Annotated in this window: 20 protein-coding genes; 8 read left to right on the forward strand and 12 right to left on the reverse strand. The window is 61.1% G+C overall.

The features are described 5' to 3' along the window. Window positions 1–5: 5 nt before the first annotated feature. Both CABTHER_RS08660 and CABTHER_RS08665 read left to right on the forward strand, forming a co-directional pair. Window positions 6–1,316 (forward strand): hypothetical protein, encoded by a 1,311-nt coding sequence (locus CABTHER_RS08660; protein ID WP_014100249.1) that lies wholly within the window; start codon window positions 6–8, stop codon window positions 1,314–1,316. 214 nt (window positions 1,317–1,530) lie between these two features. Then, window positions 1,531–2,757 (forward strand): 4-hydroxy-3-methylbut-2-enyl diphosphate reductase, encoded by a 1,227-nt coding sequence (locus CABTHER_RS08665; RefSeq protein WP_014100250.1) that lies wholly within the window; start codon window positions 1,531–1,533, stop codon window positions 2,755–2,757. Between the two features lie 6 nt (window positions 2,758–2,763). On the opposite strand, the gene CABTHER_RS08670 is transcribed toward CABTHER_RS08665, so the two are convergent. Beyond that, the gene (locus CABTHER_RS08670) at window positions 2,764–4,833 is read right to left on the reverse strand and encodes a (Fe-S)-binding protein (RefSeq protein ID WP_014100251.1); all 2,070 of its coding nucleotides are present in this window, start codon (window positions 4,831–4,833) and stop codon (window positions 2,764–2,766) included. Window positions 4,834–5,239: 406 nt separating this feature from the next. Here CABTHER_RS08670 and CABTHER_RS08675 point away from each other — a divergent pair, with 406 nt between their 5' ends. After that, window positions 5,240–6,007 carry a DNA methyltransferase gene (locus tag CABTHER_RS08675; RefSeq protein WP_014100252.1) on the forward strand — a complete coding sequence of 256 codons (768 nt, stop codon included), beginning with the start codon at window positions 5,240–5,242 and terminating at the stop codon, window positions 6,005–6,007. On the opposite strand, the gene CABTHER_RS08680 is transcribed toward CABTHER_RS08675, so the two are convergent. From CABTHER_RS08680 to CABTHER_RS08705, 6 genes are all read right to left on the reverse strand, one after another. Beyond that, complete coding sequence (locus CABTHER_RS08680) at window positions 5,976–6,833, reverse strand: hypothetical protein (protein ID WP_014100253.1); 858 nt, start codon at window positions 6,831–6,833, stop codon at window positions 5,976–5,978. The two genes, CABTHER_RS08675 and CABTHER_RS08680, sit on opposite strands and share 32 nt — an antisense overlap. A gap of 4 nt (window positions 6,834–6,837) precedes the next feature. Further along, window positions 6,838–7,059, reverse strand: coding sequence for a helix-turn-helix domain-containing protein (locus CABTHER_RS08685; RefSeq protein WP_014100254.1), 222 nt, complete (start codon window positions 7,057–7,059; stop codon window positions 6,838–6,840). Window positions 7,060–7,124: 65 nt separating this feature from the next. Continuing rightward, the gene (locus tag CABTHER_RS08690) at window positions 7,125–9,521 is read right to left on the reverse strand and encodes an LptF/LptG family permease (protein ID WP_014100255.1); all 2,397 of its coding nucleotides are present in this window, start codon (window positions 9,519–9,521) and stop codon (window positions 7,125–7,127) included. Window positions 9,522–9,590: 69 nt separating this feature from the next. After that, window positions 9,591–11,243 (reverse strand): GWxTD domain-containing protein, encoded by a 1,653-nt coding sequence (locus CABTHER_RS08695; RefSeq protein WP_187288360.1) that lies wholly within the window; start codon window positions 11,241–11,243, stop codon window positions 9,591–9,593. Window positions 11,244–11,480: 237 nt separating this feature from the next. Beyond that, window positions 11,481–12,803, reverse strand: a complete 1,323-nt coding sequence (locus CABTHER_RS08700; protein WP_014100257.1) for a spinster family MFS transporter — start codon at window positions 12,801–12,803, stop codon at window positions 11,481–11,483. 42 nt (window positions 12,804–12,845) lie between these two features. Further along, window positions 12,846–13,298, reverse strand: a complete 453-nt coding sequence (locus CABTHER_RS08705; RefSeq protein ID WP_041569173.1) for a BrxA/BrxB family bacilliredoxin — start codon at window positions 13,296–13,298, stop codon at window positions 12,846–12,848. A gap of 159 nt (window positions 13,299–13,457) precedes the next feature. Here CABTHER_RS08705 and tsaD point away from each other — a divergent pair, with 159 nt between their 5' ends. From tsaD to meaB, 3 genes are read left to right on the forward strand one after another with little or no spacing between them, the layout of a single operon-like run. Then, the gene (gene tsaD, locus CABTHER_RS08710) at window positions 13,458–14,540 is read left to right on the forward strand and encodes a tRNA (adenosine(37)-N6)-threonylcarbamoyltransferase complex transferase subunit TsaD (protein WP_014100259.1); all 1,083 of its coding nucleotides are present in this window, start codon (window positions 13,458–13,460) and stop codon (window positions 14,538–14,540) included. Continuing rightward, on the forward strand, window positions 14,537–16,507 hold the full coding sequence (locus CABTHER_RS08715; protein ID WP_014100260.1) for a tetratricopeptide repeat protein: 1,971 nt from the start codon (window positions 14,537–14,539) through the stop codon (window positions 16,505–16,507). Before tsaD ends, CABTHER_RS08715 begins: the two co-directional genes overlap by 4 nt. Window positions 16,508–16,516: 9 nt before the next feature. Next, window positions 16,517–17,497, forward strand: a complete 981-nt coding sequence (gene meaB / locus CABTHER_RS08720; protein ID WP_014100261.1) for a methylmalonyl Co-A mutase-associated GTPase MeaB — start codon at window positions 16,517–16,519, stop codon at window positions 17,495–17,497. Between the two features lie 67 nt (window positions 17,498–17,564). Here meaB and murI read toward each other — a convergent pair whose 3' ends face one another. From murI to CABTHER_RS08735, 3 genes are all read right to left on the reverse strand, one after another. Continuing rightward, entirely contained in the window at window positions 17,565–18,377 is an 813-nt protein-coding gene (gene murI, locus CABTHER_RS08725) for a glutamate racemase (RefSeq protein WP_014100262.1), read from the reverse strand. Then, on the reverse strand, window positions 18,367–19,398 hold the full coding sequence (locus CABTHER_RS08730; RefSeq protein ID WP_014100263.1) for a suppressor of fused domain protein: 1,032 nt from the start codon (window positions 19,396–19,398) through the stop codon (window positions 18,367–18,369). Before CABTHER_RS08730 ends, murI begins: the two co-directional genes overlap by 11 nt. Window positions 19,399–19,516: 118 nt before the next feature. Further along, window positions 19,517–20,593, reverse strand: a complete 1,077-nt coding sequence (locus CABTHER_RS08735; protein ID WP_014100264.1) for a homogentisate 1,2-dioxygenase — start codon at window positions 20,591–20,593, stop codon at window positions 19,517–19,519. 93 nt (window positions 20,594–20,686) lie between these two features. On the opposite strand from CABTHER_RS08735, the gene CABTHER_RS08740 reads away from it, so the two are divergent. Next, entirely contained in the window at window positions 20,687–21,334 is a 648-nt protein-coding gene (locus tag CABTHER_RS08740; RefSeq protein WP_187288361.1) for a helix-turn-helix transcriptional regulator, read from the forward strand. Here CABTHER_RS08740 and CABTHER_RS08745 read toward each other — a convergent pair. Beyond that, window positions 21,242–22,384: a glycosyltransferase family 2 protein gene (locus CABTHER_RS08745; protein ID WP_081464811.1), complete on the reverse strand. Its 1,143-nt coding sequence runs from the start codon at window positions 22,382–22,384 to the stop codon at window positions 21,242–21,244. The two genes, CABTHER_RS08740 and CABTHER_RS08745, sit on opposite strands and share 93 nt — an antisense overlap. 120 nt (window positions 22,385–22,504) lie before the next feature. Between CABTHER_RS08745 and CABTHER_RS08750 the strand changes: the two genes are divergently transcribed. Further along, a complete protein-coding gene (locus tag CABTHER_RS08750; protein ID WP_014100268.1) occupies window positions 22,505–22,975 on the forward strand; it encodes a 23S rRNA (pseudouridine(1915)-N(3))-methyltransferase RlmH in 471 nt (156 codons plus the stop codon). Here CABTHER_RS08750 and CABTHER_RS15845 read toward each other — a convergent pair. Then, entirely contained in the window at window positions 22,963–23,595 is a 633-nt protein-coding gene (locus CABTHER_RS15845; RefSeq protein WP_014100269.1) for a response regulator transcription factor, read from the reverse strand. The genes CABTHER_RS08750 and CABTHER_RS15845 overlap by 13 nt on opposite strands. Window positions 23,596–23,683: the final 88 nt, after the last annotated feature.

Consider the following 23,683-nt stretch of genomic DNA (forward strand, 5'->3'; position numbering starts at 1 on the left):
CGACGATGGCCAACGTCGCGCTGGAGCTGCCTGTCCCTTACATTGGCAAAAATGTCGAACGGAAACACATCGAGGAGTTTTTCCGCTATCACCGCGAACCGGATGAAGTGGTCATTGCCCTGTTTGACGGGATCATCTTCGATGGCGACGGCAAGCGGGTTGGCGGGCTGACCCTGCACGACTACGTCATTCTGACCGACCGGCACTTTGTGCTCTGGGCGCGTGGCTTGCAGTCGGATGTTCTCGACCGCCTGGATTACCGTGGCGTGAACCTGAGCGCCAAACCGGCTGATACCCTGCATGGTGAGTTGGCGCTGGAGTTTACACCGCCGGCTGTTCCCAAGCCCCTGACGGCGCGGGTGGACCTGCTGCCCATTATGGACCTGCCGGCGCTGGAAGAGTTGTTTGAACTCACCAAAGCGGTGGTGACACGAAGTGCCGGGCAGGCTGGCGGACAGCAGGCTGGCGGACAGGCAGAAACATCCACAGGCCAGCCGCTATCGTCTTCCCAAAGCAGTGCCGCTTCCCAAAGCAGCGCCGCTGACGCCACAGCAGCTCAGATTGAGCGCATCCGGGCCATTGTCCAGGAATCCCATGCCAGGCGGGGTACGACGTTCCGGGTCCCGCCACCGACCCCAACGGCGCGGCCTACCCCGCCCGATGCACCATCCGGCAGAGTTCCATCTCCTGATTCCCCCTTTGGCACCGGACGCCCGGTTTCCAACGCGAGCTATGCCGTTTATCGCGTCGCGCAGGTTGCCAAAGATGCTGTCGGGACACTTCCGACGGAAGTCGGCAAAACCATCGGGCTGGATGAAACCCTCTCGAAATTGGTGGACCGCATTCCCAAAGTTGAGGACATTGGTCAGATTACAGCTCTGATCGAGGCGCTCAACAAGCTGCTCATTACGGTGAGCGAAAACCCGGCCGCGCGGGCATTTCTGCTGCAGGCCATTGACCGGATGGTTGAGCAGGGTAGCCCCCTCAAACAGCTTCTGGCCTTCATTCAGAATGCCGGCAAGCCGGTCGCAAAGCCCGCCGGTCAACCTGTGACGGCGGCTGCGGCCCCGGCTGCCGGAGAAGCGGCTTCAGCTACAGCAGGCGTGACCAGCGAAACAGTCGGAAAAGCAACTGAGAGGACAACCGGGCCCATACCCGGGCCGCGCCGGACGGCCGTCAAGGTCAGCTTTGCGACCGACAAGCCACCCAAGCCGGCCGCAGAAGCGGCTGTCTCTTCACCCCCGCCGCTCTCGATTGCCTATAAACCAAACGTGGCGGCTGAAACCACACCCGAACTGGCTAACGCCAACTCGTGAGCACTTTCTGTGCGGCCCGGATGGAACTCGTCTGAAGGCGGTCAAGAGGCTGCCTCCCGACTGGTGACGGATACCACTGCCGGATACCATCCGTCAGTTTGTCTTGGCGGCCGTGGCGTGCAGCGATTAGATTTCGCTTTACGTCGTGACCGCTGGCGCGATCGCGTCGGTTTTGCCCCCAAGCCATCCTGCAAGACGAGGGCATTCGGTCAACATGGCCAGTCAGGTTGCGGTCACGCTTCCCGAAAGCGTTCACACGCGGTCACGTTTATTCGTCCAGTCCAGCACCCGTCAAACCGTCGCGCACCACTTTGGCAGTGCGATTGTCGAAGCCATCCGTCAGCAGGATTATACCTGCCGGGTTGGCCGCCTCACCCTCCACCTGGCACGTGAATTTGGCTTCTGCTACGGCGTGGACGATGCCCTTGAGCTGGCTTACGAGGCACGCCGCCGGTTCCACGACCGGAAGATTTATCTGGCCGGGGAAATCATCCACAACCCGATGGTCAACGGGCAGCTCGCCGCTGTCGGCATCCAACCGCTCGACGGACTGGCCCATCTCACCCCTCAGGATGTGGTCATCATCCCGGCCTTTGGCTTGCCTACCCCGGAGTTGTCCCGGCTGCGCCAGACGGGCTGCACCCTCATTGACACCACGTGCGGTTCGGTCGTCCACGTGTGGAAGCGCGTGGAACGCTATGCGCGCGACGGTTTCACTACCGTGATTCACGGGAAATACGACCACGAAGAGACGGCGGCGACCCGCTCGCAGGTGCTGGCCATACCCGGTGGGCGCTACGTTGTCGTCCGTGACCTGTCGGAAGCAGAGCGTCTGGCCGATGTCATCAGTGGACTGCAACCGGTGGACATGCTGCACGACTTCTTCGCCCGGTTCGCCTCGCCCGGCTTTGACCCCCGGCGCGACCTGGAAAAGATCGGTCTGGCCAACCAGACCACCATGCTGGCCAGCGAGTCCCTGGCGATTGCCGAGCGCTTGCGCGCCGCCATGACAGTGCGGTATGGCGAAGACGAAGTGCCATTCCGTTTCCGGTCCTTCGACACGATTTGCAGCGCCACCCAGGTTCGGCAGGATGCTGTGGCGCAGTTGCTGGCTTACGGTCCCGACCTGATGCTCGTTGTCGGCGGCTACAACAGCAGCAACACTGGCCACCTCTGCGAAATGGCTGCGGCGGTTTGCCCGACCTACCACATTACGGGTGCGGACTGTCTGGTGTCTGCCGAACGCATCCGCCACAAGCCGGCTTTTCAGACCGGTGAAGTTGAATCCCACCACTGGCTGCCTGCCGGCAAGCTCACCATCGGGCTGACTTCCGGCGCTTCCACGCCCGACCGCATCCTTGGGGAAGTGATCGTGCGGCTCATTGACGTGGCCGGCGAGTCCCTTCCCCCGGAATGGTCTGTTTCAGGCGCCGGAGCGTAAAACCACTTACGCCTGTCTGTCGCCACCCGTCGCCTGATCGAGCAGTTCGGCGATGTCAAAGGCTTTGACCCGCTCTTCGTTGTGGGCTTTGAGGCCGTCGGTCAGCATCGTCAGGCAGAAGGGACAGGCGGCCGCGATCATATCGGGCTTGGTTTCGAGCGCCTGGCGCGTGCGTTCGACGTTGACGCGCGGGGCCGCTTCTTCCATCCACATGCGCGCACCGCCCGCGCCACAACACATGCCCTTGTCGCGGGAGCGTTCCATCTCGGTCAATTTCGCGCCAATCTGGACAAGCACCTGGCGCGGCTCCTCATAGACACCATTTGACCGTCCCAGGTAACAGGAATCGTGATAGACCGCCGTGGCTTCAATCTTCTGCGTGGGTGTGATACGTCCTTCGGCCACGAGTTTCGACAGGTACTGGCTGTGATGCATGACCTCGAACGTGCCGCCAAACTGCGACCATTCATTCTTGATGGCGTTGAAGCAGTGCGGACAGGACGTGAGCACCGTCTTGAAACGAGGCTTGTAGTTGTTCAGTGTTTCGACGTTTTCCTGAATGAGCATCTGGGCCAGGTACTCATTGCCGGCACGGCGGGCCGGATCGCCGGTACATTTCTCCTCCTTGCCGAGAATGGCAAAGGAAATCCCGGCCTTTTTGAGCAGGCGCGCCACAGACCGGACGACCTTGCGGTAGCGATCATCGTACGATCCGGCGCAACCAACCCAGAACAGCACTTCGACCTGTTTCTGGTCGGCTTCGATCATGGACATCAGTGGTATTTCCAGCCCTTCGGCCCAGTCGGCGCGCCCGTCATGGCTGAAAGCCCACGGCGAGTATTTGTTTTCGAGGTTTGTAAACAGCGTGTTCAGTTCGCTGGGGAAGTCGGCTTCCTGCAGGACGAGGTTGCGGCGCATATCCACAATCGTGGGCACGTGCTCGATGCTGACCGGGCACTCCTGCATGCAGGCCTGGCAGGTCGTACAGGCCCAGAGTTCTTCGGGTGTGATGAACCGTTCGCTGATGATTTTCTGCGCCAGTACGTCTTTGACATGTTCGGGCAGTTCCCCGTTGCCATTGCCGTGGCCGTTGGCCGCAATGCCTTTGGTGAACGTCCCCAGCTTGCCGATGGTCAACTCGCCCTTTTCCTCGATGCGGTGGCGGATGTCCATCATGATCTTGCGCGGTGACAGCGGCTTGCCCGTGTTGTTGGCGGGACATACGGCTGTGCAGCGTCCGCACTCCGTACAGGTGTAGCTGTCGAACAACTGTTTCCAGGTGAAGTGTTCGATGTCTGAAGCGCCGAAGGTTTCGATGTCCTCGGCTTCGAGGTCCATTTTGGGTAGTACGCCTGACGATTGATGTGAGGCGAAAAAGACATTTGGCAGGGAGGCAATGACGTGCAGGTGCTTTGAGAATGGCAGGTAGTTGAGAAACACGAAAAGCACCAGGGCATGCGTCCACCACGCGGCTTCAAACAGCAGTTCGTTCTGGCTCCCACCCAGATAGAAGCCGACGACATCCGAAATGGGACGGAAGCCGAAAATGACGCTGTTGGTGGCCGGATGCGTGCCGTTGGCGATGAACATCGTCACCATCAGGGCAATGATCATGAGCAGGATGATGGTGGCATCCAGCCGGCTGGCCGGGGTCATTTCGCGCCCGGAAAACCGCTTGGGCTTGGTGACGTAGCGGCGAAACAGGAAGGTCAGGGAAGCGACGAGGACGAGCACGCCAAAAATGTCCTGTACACAGGTCAGCAGCTCATAACCGGGCAGAAAATACAGTGAAGCCTGTGGATGGAAGCCTTCCAGCACGACCTCGAAGGAGGCCAGTGTCAGGATGCAGAAGCCCCAGAAGACAGTGACGTGGAGTGCACCGGCCCACCAGTGGCGCATGATTTTTGTCTGGGCAAACCCGATGACGAGCAGGTCCCGGAGCCGCCGGGGCAGGTTGTCGAAGCGGTTTTCCGGCTTGCCAACCCGGATGTATTCAATGAGCCGCCAGGCATTGAACAGGAAGTAGCCGATGGCGGCGAAGAACAGCACGATGAAGATGGCGTTTTTGATGGTCATGGTGAGAGTGCGCGTCCTTCCGTAAATGAATGATGGCTCATTCATTCTCCCTGCCACAACCCTGCCCGGCGGGGCGGACCGGGAAGGACCAGCAGGTACGTGGAGATGAGGTGGAATGTCGGCTGAAGCTGCCTTCAGCCGGTGGAGCGTATCAAGCCTAACACTCTCTGGCTCGGTTGTCTTGTCGAACTGCTGGAAAATTTCCGAAACATCGCCACCCACCACATCCCTCGGCGGAGCCTCCAGCGGCAGACAGCGCCTTGTCAGGACAATTGTTTCGCCGCCTGAGGGACGCGACCGGTGCATGCAGCTTTGCCAATGGAGACGAGCGAACAAAAGCCACACTTGACGGGCAATCACTTGATACGTATGGTCATCAACCGTCGCAGGGGTTCATGGGTTTCCGATGACAGCCAGGAAAAAGCGTAAATCGCCGGACGGCACACCCACCAACGATCTCGTCTTCAGTGCATACGTAGGCACAAATGACGAGGTATTCCCCTTCGTCCTTTCCCTCTATGTCGAGCCTGGCAGCACTGTCGCCGACGTGACTTATGGGAAAGGGGTTTTCTGGCGAAACGTCCCTCCCGATGCCTACAAGCTCCTGGCGACTGACCTTCAGTCCGGGGTGGACTGCCGGAGCCTTCCATACCAAGATGGGTCTATTGACTGCGTTGTGTTCGACCCGCCGTACATGCACACGCCCAGCGGGACAGCGCATGTTGACCATCAAAACTACGAGGGTTACTACAAGAACAATCTCACCAGGTCAGAGAAGAAGTACCACGAGGCAGTCCTTGACCTTTACTTCAAAGCAGCCCGCGAGGCGTGGCGGGTTCTAAGGGAAGGTGGGACTTACGTGGTCAAGTGCCAGGACGAGGTTTGCGCCAATCAGCAACGCCTGACCCACGTTGAGATCATCAACGAACTTCAAAGTTATGGCTTTGTTGTGGAAGACCTCTTTGTTGTCGTGCGCAACGGAAGACCGGGGGTAAGCCGCCTGCTGAAGCAGGCTCACGCAAGAAAAAACCACTCCTATTTCCTTGTGTTTCTCAAGCCCAAGGGCCGGAAGCGATGGGCGGGACTCAAGAACCGACTGCAGATCACGACCAACGGTACAGGGAAACCACGGCTGCCCCCTGCTAAGAATGAAGAATTTCCTCTCTTTCACTGAAAAACTCCCCGAACTGTTTGATGGATATCAGGTTCGGGAATTGCTGCATCAGCTTTTGGTATCGGACAGGAATATCAAAGTAGTAGATGCGGTCCATGCGGGCGAGCAAACTCTGATAGACCAGCCATTGGTCAGGCACACATATCTCAACAACTTTCAGGGACTGCGAGTCAAGTTTCGTCTCAGAAAATAGCACCATTATTCCTTGGTACGCATGGCTCCCATAGGCTTCATTGAGAAGCCGCTGGTGCGCCCACGCCTGGACTACCCGCTCCTTGGAAGACATCTTCACCGGCAGGTGCACTTTCTTCCTGCCGATGTCCATCAAAAAGTCCATGGTCATCAGAACATCCCGCCCGTGAACGGGCAATCTGGCGCGCTTTGTCGGATTTACACTTACGGCTCGAGCGAAAAGATGTCCTACGTAGCACTCAAAGAATGTCGCCGGACCTTTTTTGTTCTGGCGGTCAAATATCTCCAGCGCCAGGCCTGGTGCAAGCGCCACGGTGTAGGTCAATTGCCCAAACTCCACGGTGGTGATGGTTTCCGCCTGCCACCTCTCCCACAGCCGGGATACGGCGTCAGGACAGAGTAGAAAGAATTCCTTGTTCGCGGGACGTGCGACGATGTTGTCCTTCCTGAAGCTGAAATACTTCTTTTCGGGAACACAGGAGACAAGATTAAGCTGCTGGCATTCGTTTACGAGGAATGTCAGCGACTTGAGCGCAAGCTGCAATATCGCGCATCCAGCAGCGTTGCTCTTCAAATCAACGCGGCACTGCTGCTTTACTTCGCCATAAGCTTCCTTGATCAAATCTTCCGTCATGTCTTTAGAGTCCACGCATCAATTCTGAGAGGGATATATCCAAGGCTTTCGCAATGTTCTCGATATTGCGCAGGGCCAGGTTCCGTTCGCCGCGCTCAATACCACCTATGTAGGTTCGGTCCAAACCGCACTTGGCCGCAAAAGACTCCTGTGAGTAGCCTTTGCTCAAACGCAACTCCCGGACCCGGGCTCCAAACCGAACGAGAATATCCTGCCGATGTTCCATGATCCGACCCAATCAAAGCTGCTGTCTATAGGGCTACCGCACGGGCTGTCCTACCGGGAATCGCGTCAGGTTTTGGCAGACAGCAGGAGATACAACCCGCCGCTGCCGAACAACAGGTTCGGCCCCCAGGCCGACCAGAACAGCGGCAGCAGGCGATAGTAACCGAGCTGCTCAAACAGGTTGACTGTTCCCCAGAACGCCACGGCCAGCCCAATACCGATGGCAATTCCCACCATGGCCCCGCGCCGCCCGACGGTGAGGGCAAAGGGAATGCCAACCAGCACCATGATGAAGCAGGCCAGCGGAGCGGCGATTTTCACCTGAATGGCCCGTTGCAGGTTTTCGACATCCAGCCCTTGCGCAGTGAGCTCCGCCACCTGCTGCTGCAACTGGCCGATACTCATTTTGGTGATGTCCGTCGTGCTTTGCCGGAAGTAATCCGGTGTTTCCGCCAGTTTGAGACGTAGCTCGCCAATCGGCTGGCGTTGGCTTTCCAGCCCATCCGCCGGGAAGGTGCGACGCCAGCCATTGGTCAGCACCCACTCTTCGGTTACGGCATCCCAGCGGGCTTTGGCCGCATACGTACGCGACACCAACCGCGCCGTCGTGGGATGAAGTTCATACATGCCAAAGCTCGTAAACTCGTTGCGCTCGGTGTCAAAGACGGCAAAGTTGAATATCCGGTGGTCACGCCCACGAAACCACTTGCGGTTTTTCTGATGGAAGGTCTGCGGCGGCAAGGTCCCGCCACGAATCTGGTAACGCAGGTAATCCTGGCGTGGATTCGACACCGGCAAGACAAATTCCTGCAAGCTGACCATCAGTAGTGCGGCCAGCCCGCCGCCCAGAAACAACGGCAGCGACAGCCGGTAAAGACTCTGCCCGCTGGCATAGAGCACCACGAGCTGGGCCGATTTCGCCAGCAGCCCCAGCGTGACAAGCGTAGCCACCAGCACGGCAAAGGGCAGCATGTAGTTCAGGATTTGGGGCGTCAGAAACAGCAGATAGCCAGCGACGATGCCAAAACCGATGCGGTTCTGGACAATCGAATTGATGAGCTCAAACAGCGTGAACACGTGGAAGATGCCCACCAACCCAAGCAGGACGAGCAGAAAAGCGCCCACGGCTTCACGAAAAATCAGGCCGTCCACAATCCGGGGAAACCCCAGCCGGACACGGGGCGCAGAAAACGCCGCTGCTGTTCCCCTGGCCAGCCAGTCCGGGAGGTTCGTGTCAGAAGTCCGGCGCCACAGCCGCCGCCCGATGTACAGGGTCAGTTCCCAGACCCAACGCCCTCCCTGCCAAAACCAGTTCCAGACCGTCCAGCGCCGAATCCACTGCCCGATGCCACCCGACATCACGCCGGCCAACCCCAGAAACAGCAGATTGGGCAACCAGACGGCCAGCGCGACCGGCAGGGCACCGCTGCGTGCAGCCCGCTCGCCCCCCAGCATCAGCAGGTAAAAGGCCAGCGCCAGCATAATGCCAATCAACAAGCCGCCTGACCGCCCGCTGCGCAGGGTTGTCACCCCCAGCACCACCCCAAAGAGTGCAAATATCAGGCAGGCCGCCGGCAGGGCCATACGCTTGTGTATCTCGGTTGCTGCGGCCCGTGCCTGAGCCGGGCTGCTGGGCTTGAAACGCCACAGGTCGGGAAAGGCAAGCAGCTCCGGTCCCGGCGGCGGGGCTTGCAGGTCGGGATCGCCATCATCCTTGCCAAGCGCAAAACTGGCCGTCAGGCTTCCCGAAGCATTCACGAAGTAGCCTGCCACCTCATCCGGCTGCCGTGATTCCTGGCCATAAACCCGCGCCTTTTCCAGCCGCAACTCACTGTCCTGCAACGTTCTGCCGATGATGATCTGCCCGGATTCGGCCGAGTAGATTTTGGGTTCCTCGTTCGGCTGGGACGAAGTCTCGGCAATGAAAATCCGCTGCCACTTCCCTTCCCCGTCGCTCCGGTCAACGTAGAGAATCTTGCCCGGCAGGTCTTCGGTGAACGTGCCGGGCTTGATGTAGGTCTCGATGCTGCGCAGCAACAGCTCGGAGCGTGTTTTCTTGAGCTGGTTAAGAGATTTGACGGCCGTCGGCAGCAGATAAAAGGTGTTGTAGCCGGTGATGCCTGTCACGGCGATGCCGACCAGCAGCGGCGGACGCAACAGCGCCCAGCGTCCCACTCCGCCCGCCTGCAGGGCCACGATTTCGCGGTCGCCAGACAACCGCCCCATCGCCATCGTGACGCCCACCAGAAACGCAATCGGCAGGGTGAAGATGACAATGCCGGGCAGCAGCGACAGAACAAGTTTGACAAGTGGCGTGCTCGACAGACCACGCCGGGCAAAAACGACGAACAGTTCCGAGAAACGTCCGGCCTCGTGAATGAAAATCACCGCCGTCAGCAGAAAAAAGACGGTGGCGACGTAGGGCAGAATTTCACGGATGAGATAGCGGTCGAGAAGCCGCATAGGGCGGGCAGAAAACACAACGGGGCTTCCACTCCGGCGGACGGCCGTGAGCGGAAGCCCCGTTCCCGGTCAGGATTTGGCCGGCTCGACGGTGAAGAACGTCTTGGGCGTGAGCGTCTTCCGGGCCACTTTGTCGGTCACGACCACGGTGATTTCATAGCTGCCCGGCTCCAGCTTTTCGAGCGGGATAAGCCGCCCCAGCACGATCTGCTGCCCGTAACCGCTCAGGTCGGAAATGCCATTTTTGCCGTCCTCGCGGATACGCTGCACTTCCTGCCCGGTTTTGACATTGGTGATGACGTATTCGGCTTCAATGGCCGGGCGCAATGAAGCCTGGTCAATCTGGACGTTGTACACCTGCATGTACACGCCCAGTGACTGATTCTGCTTGAAGCGTTGCGTCACACTCGGCCGCACTTTGTTGGCGCCGATGATGAACTGGCTGCCCGAAACGCGCGTGACCGGCTCCACGATGTCCGCCAGAATGAGCGAACTCGTTGAAAGCGCATCCGGTGAGTAGCGCGGCACTTCAAACCCCTGGCGGACGATGCCGGTGTGCCCGCTCGTCACGTCGCGGACAACGAAATCAATCTTGTAGTTGCCCGGCGGCAGGATCAGGCTTTTCTGATAGACGGAGTTGAGCTTGCGCCCGACCTCAAACTGGGACTGCTGATAGGTGATGATGGGTGCTTCCTCGAAAATCCCCACCCGTTTGCCGGTCAGCGCCGACACGCGGGCATAGATGTTGAGCTGGGCTTTCTGAATGCCACCCTCGTCCTTGAAGCCCAGGTCGGCGTTGTTGAACATCAGGGTAAAGGTCGTCACGATGGCGGATTCGCCGGCGCGCAGGAAGTCCGTGCGTACGTCAAACGGCAGCACGTCAAACTCCACCTGCTGGTCAACCCGCTCGGCCAACTGGCGATAGCGTACTGAAGGAGCGCGTTGCAGGTTGGTGAGAATTGCCAGGCGCTCGAAGGGCATGTCCTGCGTCCGCATCGGATACAGCGGATTGTTGCCATACCGGTTGCCGGGATTGAAGAACGGCCGGTCCACCTTCGAGGCCAGCCCAAGTTGCTCGGCCAGGGTCAAGCCGGCATTCGGGACAAACAACAGGGCGTCTTTTTCGTCCGCATGGCGGGCGATACGGTACTCGCCGCTTCCCGTCGGGTCCACAAACTCAATTTCGATACCTGAACCGACGCCTTCCAGATACCGGTAGAACCAAATCTCGAATGGGTAGGTCGAGGTCGTTCCGCCACCTTCGTAAATCGGGCGCTCGTAGGGGCCTCCAGCCGGACGTGACTCAATGCTATCCGGCGGCCCCCAAGTGATGTAGATGCGCCCCCGGTCGGTCTTCCAGCCGGGAATGCCGGAGGTGAACTTTTCATTGGCGTAGGCAATACGCCGGTAGTACTCCTCGCGGTACTCATTTTCTGGCGTGTCCGGGTCCGGGTCGCGCCGCAGCCAGAACTGCTCGATGAATTCCTCGCGCTCTTCGTCGGTCTGAAGCTTCTTGAAGGCTGCGCGCTCTTCCGGCGTGATGATGTAGTCCACGTCCTCGTTGACCCAACGCTGGTAGATTTTGTCGAGTTCGATCTTGCGCTGTTTCTTCTTCCTGGGTTGTGAATCTTCCTGCCCGTATGTCGCCAGTGGTGCCAGCGCCGTGGCAATCCCCAGCCCCGTGGCTAGCACCAGACGCCCAATATCCTTCAGGCTTAACATGGTCGGCAAAACCTCCACGACCGCTTCCGTGTTTTTGAAACCAAGGGTTACGTACCCAGCCGAAGCCGCTCCCGTCAGTGCGCTCCGGGAGCCGTTCATCAATGCAAACCTGAGTTTAGAACACCTGCCGGCCGGCGGCGCAAGTCCAGGGAAACAGGACTTTGCAGCGGCGCGGCGGCTTCCGCCACCTTGCCAGGCGCACATTCAGATGCACCGGGCCGCACAAGGCCGGGCGCACTATGCGGAGGCAGGCTCAATAGCCACCGCGCGCCGCCGTAAAACCGGCGACACGCCGGCAAAGATAATCCCACTAAGCGCCGTGGCGGCCACACACAGCAACATTGCCTGCCGAAGCGCCTCGGTCATCACGGATGCCGAAGCATGCTCACCGGCAATCACATCCGACAGGAATCCCACAATCACCGGCGAAGGCATATCCCCCAGGATATGAATGGCAAACATGTAGAAGGCAATAGCCGTGGCGCGCAGCGAGGCGGGAACGAGATCGGTGACGATGGCTGCAACGGGTCCGTGGTAGAAGCTCATAAAGAACGTGGCAATGAAACCAGCCGTGATGAACTGGCCCAACGTCGGGGCATACAAGCCCCAGTACAGGAAGGGTGCGCCGAGCAGAAAGGCCACGGCCATAGTGAGCGCCCGGCCGGCCGCAAATCGCTGCTGCAACCAGTCGGCAACAACCCCCCCGGCAATTACCCCTAGAAAAGCTGCGATGACGATGGGCGTCAGTCGTACGGCGGCCTGTGACGAGGGAACGGCATAGACTTCCGTGACCAGCTTCGGCAGGAAGTGCACCAGAGCCCCGGCGGCGAAGGTTATGCAGGCCGCTCCGGCAATCACCAGCCAAAACGACTTGATCTGCAACACCTGAACCGTGTCGGCCCATTTTGGCGGTTCGGTCAGGTGACTGCGTGGCGGCTCACGAAACAGCCAGACGACAACGGTCAGCAGCAGGCCCGGCAGGCCGACGACGAAAAAACAGGCCCGCCAGCCGATTTTCTCGCTCAACACGCCGCCCAGCACCAACCCCACGGCCGCGCCAATGACCAGTCCAAGATTGAAAATCCCGATGACCTTGGCCCACATCCGCGCCGGGAACATGTCACTGAGCAGGGAGGTGGCCGCCGGCGCGTAAGCTGCTTCGCCCACCCCCACCGCGCCACGTGCCAGCAGGAGGTGACTGTAGGATGACGCAAATCCGGCCCCTGCCGTCGCCAGACTCCAGAAGCCGACACCGGCGGCAATGATTTTCCGGCGCGCCACACGGTCGGCGAGAACCCCCAGTGGAATGGCCGCCAGGGAATGCACCAGCATAAAGGCCGTCCCGAGGAACCCGACCGCAGTGTTGCTCAGATTCAGCTCGTCCTGAATGGGCTTGAGTAAGGGCGGGATAATTTGCCGGTCAACGTAGTTGACAACCTGCACCAGGGTAAGGATGAACAGGATGTACCAAGCATAACGCGAAGCTGACGCCGAAGCCCCGGCGTCAGCCGCGTCCGTCGTCGCAGGCGCAACCCGATGGGGCGCCGGAACATGACTCATAGGTTTTTCAATCGGACAACATCACCAGGGTTGTGAGGGAAACTAGGCCGTCGCCACACCAGCCCGGTTGCAGTGCTTCTGAAAGGCCGTACGGATGTCAGCCGCAATATCACTGGCACTCCGGTGCTCGATCTGGTGTCGCTCCAGCTTGAAGACCACCTCACCATCCTTGAGCAGCCAGACCGACGGTGAAGATGGCGCAAACCCCTTGAAGTACTCACGCGCCCGCGCCGTAGCTTCCTTGTCCTGCCCGGCAAAAACGGTGGTGATATGGTCCGGCAGGACGGGGCTTGTCTTGAGTGCCTCGACAACGCCCGGACGCGCCGCCCCGGCGGCACACCCGCACACTGAGTTGACGACAACCAGCGCCGTGCCCTCTTTTTTGCCCAGAACGGCATCCACTTCTTCCGGCGTGCGCAGTTCCTGCACACCATGATTGGTCAGTTCCGCACGCATGGCGCGCAGCGCGCGCTCCATATCGAATCCGTACATCATCGGGGGTCATTCCTCCACAAGTAAGGCAAAGTATAGGCCAGGATGGTGATGCAAAGCGATGTCCACGAAACTGGCCCGGTCATTCCTGTTTCACCCTAGCATGACCATTGGCATCCGTCGCCTTGTGCCGCCGTTTTGATTCCTAGTATCGTCTCGCCCATGCGGACGGTGTTGGGCATTGAAACATCCTGTGATGAAACGGCTGCCGCAGTCGTCATCGAGGGACGGCAGGTCATCTCGAACATCATCGCCTCCCAGATGGAGTTTCATCGTCCCTACGGTGGCGTCGTTCCAGAAATTGCTTCCCGCCAGCACCTGGAGGCGATGGCGGACGTGGTTGCATGTGCCGTGGCCGAGACCGGCTTTGATGGTCTCGATGGGATTGCCGTCACTTACGGCCCCGGACTCGTGGGCGCGCTGCTGGTTGGCCTGTCTTACGCCAAGGCGCTGTCTCTGGCGCTGGATGTTCCGCTGGTCGGCGTGCACCACATTGAAGGACACCTGTTCTCAACGGTTTTTGAATACGGCGACTGGGACTATCCGGCCCTGGCTCTGATTGTCTCCGGCGGGCATACCGACCTGTTTTACCTTCCAGCAGCACTGACCTATGAGCGTCTCGGACACACCCGTGACGACGCCGCTGGTGAAGCCTACGACAAAACCGCCCGCCGTCTGGGCCTTGGCTACCCCGGCGGCCCTATCCTCGACCGGCTGGCGCAGACCGGACGCGCGGAAGCTGCGCCGCTGGTGTACCGTCCGCCACTCATCCCCGATGCCCCCTATGATTTTTCGTTCAGCGGTCTCAAAACAGCGGTGTTGCGCTACATCCGCGAACAGCAGATTGTGCCGCTGCCGGAAGGGCTGACCCGGGACGCCATCCTGGCGCAGGCCCCCGACAACATCCGCCATCTGGCGGCCAGTTTTCAGCAGGCGGTGGTCAACACATTGGTCGGCGTACTGGAGCGGGCCATTGTGGCTTACCGTCCACGGGTGGTCCTCACAGGCGGGGGCGTGGTGTGCAATTCAGCCCTGCGGCAGGCGCTGGCCGAACTGGCGGAGCGCATGGGTGTCGGGATTCGCATTCCGCATCCCAAGTACACGACCGACAATGCCGCCATGATTGCGGCCGCCGGCTATGCCCACCTTGTGCGCGGCGAACGGCACAACTGGTCTCTGGAACCCGCTCCGTCGCTGCGCCTTGGAAACCACACTGCCGCGCGCCCGCAGCCTTTTCGAGCATGACCGGAACCGACCAACCAACGGCAAGCCAGAAAAAAACACCTATCTGGGTTGTGTTCCTCTGGGGGCTGCTCATCGGCGTCCTGGGTTGGTACAGCTTTGAAAGGACCCTCACGCACGGCTATGTCATTGATGACGTAGGTATTGTGGAGAGCAACCCCAATGCAGCCGCAACGGCCAGCCTGCCGGCGCTGTTTCGGAAGCACTACTGGCAGGACACTTACCCAACGGACAGAGTGGATCAAAACATTCATTACCAGCATTACCGACCGTTGGCCATTGCCTCTTACGTTCTCGTAGCGCGTTCTTTGGGAAACGGCCCGGCTCCGCAGCACCTTGTGAATGTGGCGCTGCATATTGTCGTTTCCTGGCTCATTCTCTGGGTGGTTTATGCCTGGCTTCAGGAGGCCCTTGTGGCCGGACTGGCTGGAGTCGTCTTTGTCACACATCCGCTCCACACCGAAGTCGTTGCCATGCTTGTCGGTCGGACTGAACTTCTGGCAGCCCTTGGCGCGCTCAGCGCCCTTGGGCTGGCGTTGGCAGCCTGGAAGCTCCCATCAGAACAACCCCTCTGGCAACACTGGCTTCTGGCAGGTGGAGCCGCCCTCTGTCTGTTTGCCGGATGGCTTGGCAAGGAATCCGCCGTGTTGTTTTTTCCGCTCTGGTTGCTCATCGGATGGGCGTGCGTAACCAGCACAGGCTGGCAGCGATTGCGCGCTTTCGTCGGACGGGGCTGGCGCACCGGCATCGCCTGTGGCGCGAGTACGGCCTTCTTCTGGTATCTCCACCAGCGGATTCAGTCCAGTGCGCAAATTATCCCGATTGACTTTGTGATGAATCCCCTCGCTTATGCCGGGCTGTGGGAACGCTGGCTCACTGGTCTGGTCCTGCTGGCGAAATACCTGGTCATGCACTTCTGGCCCTTCCCGCTGCAGGTGGACTATTCCTTCGACAGCATCCCGGTCGTGACCACCTGGCGCGACACGCGGCTGTGGTCGGCCGTGGCCGTTCTTGCCGTAGCCGGCAGTCTGCTGGCGGTCAGCTACCGCCGCCGGTCGCCGGCCTGGGTCGGGCTGGCCTTTCTCGTTGGCGGAGCGGCCCTGTTTTCGCACTTCATTCGTCCGTTTGGCTTCGTTTTCGCCGAGCGGGTGATGTACCTGCCCAGCGTGGGGTACGCACTGGCCGCAGCCGTTGGCTTCCGCGCCCTCTGGAACAGCACCGCGTCACGTCCGTGGGCGCGGTGGCTGGCAGCCGGGGCAATCGCTCTGCTGATAGGGCAGTCCGCCCGGCAGACACGGCAGGAAAGCGTTTTTTACCGCGACAGCCTGACCGCTGTGGCCCGCTCGCTGACCACAGGCAACCAACGCAGTGTCTGGTTGTGGCTGGCTTACGGGACAGAACTGCTCAACGCTGGACGGCTGGAAGAAGCCATTGCCGCCCTTGAACGTGCCCACACCATCCTTCCGCTGGCGGAAACCTGCGCGATATTAGCCAAAACCCACCTTGCGCTGGGCAATTCGGACGCCGCGCGGGAGGCGGCACAGGAAGCCGTGACCCGCGACCCCACATGGATGCCCTACCGTGAACTGTTTGGTGTGATACTGTTCGGGACAGGGCAGTTGGATGCGGCCGCAGCCCAATTTGAAGCCGCACTTGCGCTTGCCCCGGAGGATGCCAAACTCCATGCCCAGCTTGCGGTTATCCGCCAGCGCCAGGGACAAACCTCCCAGGCCATCCGGCATTATGAACAGGCGCTCCGCTTTCAGCCTGATGAACTGCGCTGGTGGGCCGCCCTTGGCCGGCTGCACCTCGCCGCCGGAAACCCGGAGCGGGCGCGGTTTTGCTATCGTCAAGTTCTTGAAGGACGCCCTGACCCGGCGCTGCGCGACGCGGTCGAACAGCAGTTGAAAGACCTCGACGCCCAGCGCCAACCCTTTTCAAGCCCAGCACCCAAGCCGCCACAGCACTGACGTATTGGCATGTCCAGCACCACACCTTCCACTGCTGCCCTTGCCGAGGCCATTCTGGCCCGCAGTCCCCGCGCCGTAGCGCGCGGTATTTCCCTGGTCGAAAACGATGCCCCAGAAGCCACGGACCTGCTGAAGCTGATTTTTCCCCACACCGGACACAGTCGGGTGATCGGGCTGACCGGCGCGCCCGGTGCCGGCAAAAGCTCACTGACCGACAAGCTGGCCCACGTCTATGTTGACCGGGGGCAGCGCGTCGGCATCGTGGCCGTTGATCCGTCCAGTCCCTTCTCCGGCGGCGCCATTCTTGGCGACCGGATTCGCATGCCCAAACTGGCAACGCATCCGCAGGTGTTCATCCGCAGCATGGCCACACGCGGCAATCTGGGCGGGCTGGCGCGGGCGACGACGGAAGCCGTCCTGCTGCTCGACGCAGCCGGCTACGAGGTCATCATTGTGGAAACCGTCGGCGTGGGACAGGATGAAGTGGACATCGTCAAAACCGCCGATGTGACGGCCGTCGTCGTCGTTCCCGGCATGGGTGATGATGTGCAATCCATCAAGGCCGGCATCATGGAAATCGGCGATGTGTTTGTCATCAACAAAGCCGACCGGGAGGGCGTCGAACGGACGCAGATGGAACTCGAAGCCCTGCTCGAACTCGCCGCGCGCCCGGATGGCTGGCAACCGCCCATCGTGCGGACGATTGCCACGGCGACGCCACCGGTCGGACTCGATGCCCTGGCGACGGCTCTGGACAGCTACCTGACCTTTGTCGCAGCACACCCGGAGGTGCGCGCCGAGCGCCGGCGGCGCATCCTGGAGCGACGGCTGCTCGAACTCATCCGCGACCGCCTGCTGCGCCACGTCTGGCAGCGCGAACTGCACGACGGCAAACTGGAAGCGGCTGTCCAGCGCATCGTCAACCGCGAAACCGATCCCTACACCCTGGCCGATGACATCGTCCGGCGGTTGACCGCCTCCCCGGCCTGAAGTTACGGGCGAACGCCATTCGCCCCTACGCGCCGTGTCTTCGCGTCCGGCCCGGGCTACGGCCCGATTACAGCTCGATGCGGACCTTTTCCAACCGTGTCACTTCCTCGCCCAGACACAGCGTTGCCACGCGGCGGAAACGCTCACTGGCATCCGTGACGCAAAAGCGCGTTGCCGCCGGAAGGTTTCCGGGCGGTGCAAAACAGGCGTTCTGCTCCAGCACAGCCACGACTTCTTCGGCGGCGCAGGCGCCTGAATCCACAAGGGTGACGCCTTCCCCCATGACGCGCCGGATCACGTCTGCCAGCACCGGATAGTGCGTGCACCCCAGAACGAGCGTGTCCACCTCGGCTTCCCGCAATGGTGTCAGGTATTCGGCAGCTACCGTCACCGTCACCGGATGCTGCGCCCAGCCTTCTTCGACCAGTGGGACGAACAGGGGGCAACTCTGCGAGGTGACGCGCACGGCAGGCGCCAGTTGCCGAATGGCCCGCGGATAGGCGGCACTGGCGATGGTGGCTTCCGTACCAATGACGCCGATGTGTCCACAGCGCGTCACGGCAGCAGCCTGCCGCGCGCCCGGCTCGATGACACCCACCACCGGCACCGGATAGTCCGCCTGAAGCAGGTCAAGCGCCACCGAAGAGGCCGTGTTGCAGGCAATGACGATGAGCTTGACACCGCAGGCTAGCAGAAAAGCCGCATCCTGGCGGGCATACGCACAGACAGTTTCCGGCGAGCGCGTTCCGTAGGGGATGCGGGCCGTGTCGCCCAGATACACGAACGACTCCTGGGGCAGCCGGGCGCGGAGCGCACGATAGACCGTCAGACCGCCTACCCCGGAGTCGAAAATCCCAATCGGGCGGGCGTCACCGGGCATCGTCTGTCGGTACAACCGTTACCACCACCTCACCGCCAATGTTGAAGCGGTGGGTGGCAGGAACCGGCTTGAGGGCCTGCGCCAGCGGCTCGATGAGTTCCGGCGTGATGTCGAGCACAAGCACGCCGCTGCCGGCATCCTGCATGCCGGGCGTTGTTGCCGGACGAAACACCAGAGTCTGCTTGGGTCCCCAGATGAGAAACTCCCGGCCAAACTTGAGACGCGCCGGAAAGAGTTCGGCAAAATCCCGCAGCCCTTCGGTATCGAGTTCAATCTCCACGCCCTGCCGGGGCGGCTCGGCCATCTGCCACCGGGCAATCTCGACATATTCGCCCTGAAGCGATGAGCCTTCTGCCGTGATGCCATCGCGGATGCGCGCCAGAATATCGGGGCGGTCTGTAATCGAAGCCCGCTCCAAGTCGGTAATCCACAGCGGACAACTTTCCTCCAGCAGTCCCAGAACGCCGCGCGTGTTCCAGCGTTTGACCGCCTGCAACTCGTCCTTTGTCAGCCCGACAATCTGCAAAAAGTGCATCCGCCCGTTGGGGGTGTCAATCGGGGGCAGTTCCGGGTCATCCACAAAAGCCACGCCCGAAAGCAGGGTGTCCGGTGCTTCCGGCGTCAGCGGCCCGTGCAGGTCCATGTGGTGTCCGGGACGAAAGGGATTGCCAGAGTTGAACACATACCGCGCCAGGTTGTTGAGAAACGGAATCACCCAGGTCGGAACCGTCTTGTCAGCCGCTCCCCGCGCCAGCCGGAACGTAAACTCAAAGCCCCACCCGCTCAAATCAGGCGCACTGCCGGGCGTTTTGGCATACAACTCGCTCATGCCAAAGGAAATGCAGTGCCAGTGGGGGATGGGTGTGTCGCGTTCGTAGAAGGAAATCCCATCCAGGGGATCGGGACCGCCCAGACTGTACCGGACGATGGTTCCAAAATGCGTCGGTTCGGTGTGCGGATAAAGCCGTTCCAGCGCCTCACGAATGGCGTCAATGCCGTAATCTGCCGCAGGGGAACTCACGAAGCTGCCTTCCTTTCAGGATAAACCTTGTTCACGTGGTGCTAACGGGCGACGGCCAGCGCTGACCCTATCCGCCCTGTGTAACGTTTCCGTGACCGGATGAGGGCCATCCAACCCATTACCGCCATGACAGATGATATTCCGGCCACTCGACGGCGCGGGCTGCGTCCGTGACATGCAGTGGACGACGGGTGTCCACCATGACGGCATACTCATCGGTATGCGTCTTGGACCAGCTTTTTTCGATGGCCTTCGGATGCGGCCCGTGGTGGACGCCGTGCGGATGCAGCGTCAGCATCCCGGCCGTGATGTTGTCGCGGCTGAAAAAGTCGCCCGCGTGGTAAAACAGCACTTCGTCGTAGTCAATGTTGCGGTGGTAAAACGGGACCCGCTGCGCGCCGGGCGCCTCTTCCAGCGGACGCGGTACAAACGAACACACCACAAACCCCTCACCCACCAGCGTCACGTGAACGCTTGGCGGCAGGTGGGCGCGGTGGCTCATCACCGGACAGAAGTCGGCAATGTTGAGCGCCCACGGATAGAGATCGCCTTTCCAGCCGGTGACATCGAGCGGATGAAAGGGATAGAAAATCCGCGTCAGCTTCCCTTCGCGCTGGACGCGCACTTCATATTCCTCCGCCTGGGTCGTGACGGGCACGAGGTCGGGCGTCCGTATTGCCGTTGCGTCATAGAGCGAATACTGCCCCAGCAGCCCCCGGTCGGGCTGGCGCAGGCGCGTCCCCAGGCTCTGAATCACGAAAAAGAAGCACTCATCAGTGCCGACAAACCGGTAGGTCGTGCCGCGCGGAATCACCAGATAATCGCCAACCCCAAAGCGCAACTGCCCGTAGTCGGTTTCCAGAACGCCGCCTCCGACGTGGGCAAACCAGAGTTCGTCGCCGTCGGCATTGCGCTCAAAGTAGGGAGTCGCTCCGCGCCGCCGCGCGACGCCAAGCCGGACATCGGCGTTTTCCAACAGCACCGTCGGCCGGTCAGCGGATGTTTCGACGCGGTTGGTGTAAAAGGCCTGCGGACGACACTCCCCCTCGATCCGCGTCCAGCCGGTCGGGGGATGGCGATGATAAAGATGCGAAACCGGCCCGAAGAACCCCTCCCGTCCGTGCTGTTCCTCATACGTGCCGGCGGGAATTTCGACGTGGGCCTGCTTTGTGATGCGTCCTTTGGTCTGATACATGCAGGATAGCTCCGGGGTGGACTGCGCCTGGCAGACGGGCGCTGCCACGACGAGTGGGTTTATCAGATGCCACGGCTGTGGCAAAATGCCGCCATGAAAACCAGCGGCATCAGCGGAAAAGATACGCGCGAAAAGATTGTTTTTCTACTGAAAACCCGTGCGCCCCTGAGCGTCGAGGAACTGGCGACGGAACTGGCCACGTCCGGCGTCAACGTCCGGCGCTACCTCGAAGCCCTTGAACGGGATGGGCTGGTGGAGTCCACCCTCAAGCGCCGCGAGCGTGGCCGCCCAGTTCACCTCTACCGCCTGACTGAACGCGCCGATGAACTGTTCCCGCACGCCTACGATGTCCTGAGTGTCGAAATCCTCCAGCAGATCGAACAACGCTTCGGACGCGACGTGGTGACATCCATTCTGCAGGGACGCGCCGACACGCTGGCCGCCAAAATCAAGCCCCGGCTGCAAGGCAAAACGCTGCGCAAGCGGGTCGAGGAATTTGCGCGCGCCCTCGAGGAAATGGGCTACCTGGTACGGGTCGAAAACGGTACGCCGGACAGCTATGTCGTCGTCATGCATCACTGTCCGGTGCTGCTCATCGCGCGCGACTTTCCCGAAGTCTGCGACGGCGACTGCCTCATTGCCTCACAGTCACTCGATGCCGAGGTCATCCGTCAGTGCGCCCTTTCGGAAGGAGCTTCCTGCTGCCGCTTCATCATCCGCCGCCCCGGTGCGGAAGCCTGACACCCGCGCCCACGCAGTGCGCAGCGTCATTTCTTCAGCGGGTTTGCGAAAGGTTCTGACGTAGGGACGCTGCCGCACAGCGGCAAAGATGGCAGCTACTTCCCGGTCTGTGCGGCGGCTGTGGGCCTGTTCCTCGCGCCGCCGCCGCAAGGCCGCCTGCCGGCAGGCCCACGCCTGCCGGAACGCCTCCCGATAGCCGCGCCGCGTCACGACATCGGCCAGCAACAGCAACCCCGTCATCGCCAGATGGGCCAGCCACCAGCGCGCGTCGTGCAGGTGTATCCAGTGCATCAGCAGCCGGTTCCGGGCGGATGTCACCTCAATGGCACGTGCCTCGAAACGCGACCGGATCGTGGCACTCGACTGGTGAAACACCAGACTGCGCGGCTCGTAGCGGACTTCCCAGCCCCGCTTCCACGCGCGGTAGCACAGTTCAATGTCTTCCCAGTAAAACGGAGCCAGCAGTTCCTCGAAGCCACCCAGTGCGCGCAGCTTGGCCGCGTCAAAGAGACTGTAGCCGCCGCTTGCCGCAAAGGTCGGCAGAATCGCCTCCGGGGGCATCCGGTCGGGAAAGACATCGTAGCCCTCAAACACTTTCCAGTAGCCCCGGACACACCGCCCCAGCCGCCCGGCCCCGTCAATGGCGTCGCTTCCCAACCGCTGCGCCCGCGACGCCACGGCAAAGACCGTGGGCGTCGAAAAATGCTCCACCAGCGGAAACAGTGCGTCCGGCATGACTTCAATATCGTTGTTGAGCAGCCAGATGAGGTCGTGGCGGGCGGCGGCGAAGCCCTGGTTGCACGTCGGCGCAAAACCCCGGTTGACCGGCAGGGCGAGCACCCGTACGAAGTCGAAGGCAGTCGCCGTCAGCCAGTCCACGGTGTCGTCCTGGCTGCCGTCATCCACCACGAGGATTTCCACTGGCGCACCCGTGGCCGTCGTGTAGGTACGCAGCGCCTTCACCACCGAGGGCAAAAAACGCGCCAGAAGGGCCTTGCCCTTGTAGGTTGGAATGACAACGCTGACGGAAAACGGCATACGAGGCGTCATGGCAGGCGACTTTAGGCGAGCCGCGGAGAACGGCCAAACCCGATGCCTCCCTGCCTTTCAACGGCGATGCGACCGGGCCGGCCGCAGGCAAACCGGGACACAGCGTTCTGAACAACGACCATGCAGGTGACTTTTTTCGTCGTGGGCAAAACCAAATCACCACACTGGGAGGCCTTGGCGCGCGAGTACGAACAGCGCATCGCGCGTTTCCTGCCGTGTGGCACCAAAATCGTACGCGCGGCGGAAGGGTCTCTGGCTGCGCAACCTGATCCGTCCCGCGCCTACGAAGGCAAGCACCTTCTGGCGGCGCTGCCGGCCGAAGCCCAGGTCGTGCTGCTCGATGTGGCCGGCGAAATGGTTACTTCCGAAGCCTTTGCCGAAAAACTGCGCCGCTGGCGCGACGGCGGCACCCGTCATCTCGCCTTCATCATCGGCGGCCACTGGGGCGTGGCCGAGGAAGTCCGGCAGCGCGCCAACTGGTGCTGGTCGCTGTCGAAACTCACCTTTACGCACGAGATGACGCGCGTCCTGGCGGCCGAACAGGTCTATCGTGCGCTGGCCCGGCTGGGGAACGTCCCTTACGCAAAGTGAAACATCTTGGCCTGGCCGCTGAACAGCCGCCGCAATTGCTCTTCAGGCGGTACGCCGCCATCGCCCACCACATCGGCGGCTTTTCCCTCGCGGAAGGCAATCTGTCCGCGCGAACCGTCCTGAAGCAGGAAGTGGAGCGTTCCATCCCGCGCGTTATGCACAATGTCCCGCAGCAACGCATCGAGCGTCTTCTGTTCCAGCGGATTCGGTGCCTCTGTGTCGTCGGCGCTCCCGGAAGAAGAGTTCTGCAAAAGCCAATTGACGCGCGCGATGAGTTCATCGAGCGCGAACGGTTTGGCCAGGTAGTCGTTGGCCCCGCGCGAAAGACCGGCCAGCCGCTGCTCAGTCGCCCCCAAACCGCTCAGAAAGAGAAACGGCACTCCCGCAAGCCGGGGATCAAGCCGCACGAAGTCGCACACTGAAAGCCCTGACAGACTCGGCAACCGGATGTCGCAGATGACCAGTGAAAATGGCTGCCTGTCCCGGAGGGCGTCTTTGAGCAGGACGATGGCCGCAATCCCATCGCCCGTCGCCGTAACGTCGTGCCCTTCGGCTTTCAGGGCCGCGACAACGACCTCACACACGTCCTGTTCATCTTCAACCACCAGAATATGGGCCATCGTTCAGCATGTTCCCCCTCTCTGCGGGTGTGGCGTGACCTTGAACTGTCCACCTGGGGAAGTTTTCCCATGGTACGAGCCAGGGGTG

It is taken from the genome of Chloracidobacterium thermophilum B (genome assembly GCF_000226295.1).
Taxonomy (GTDB): Bacteria; Acidobacteriota; Blastocatellia; order Chloracidobacteriales; family Chloracidobacteriaceae; genus Chloracidobacterium; species Chloracidobacterium thermophilum.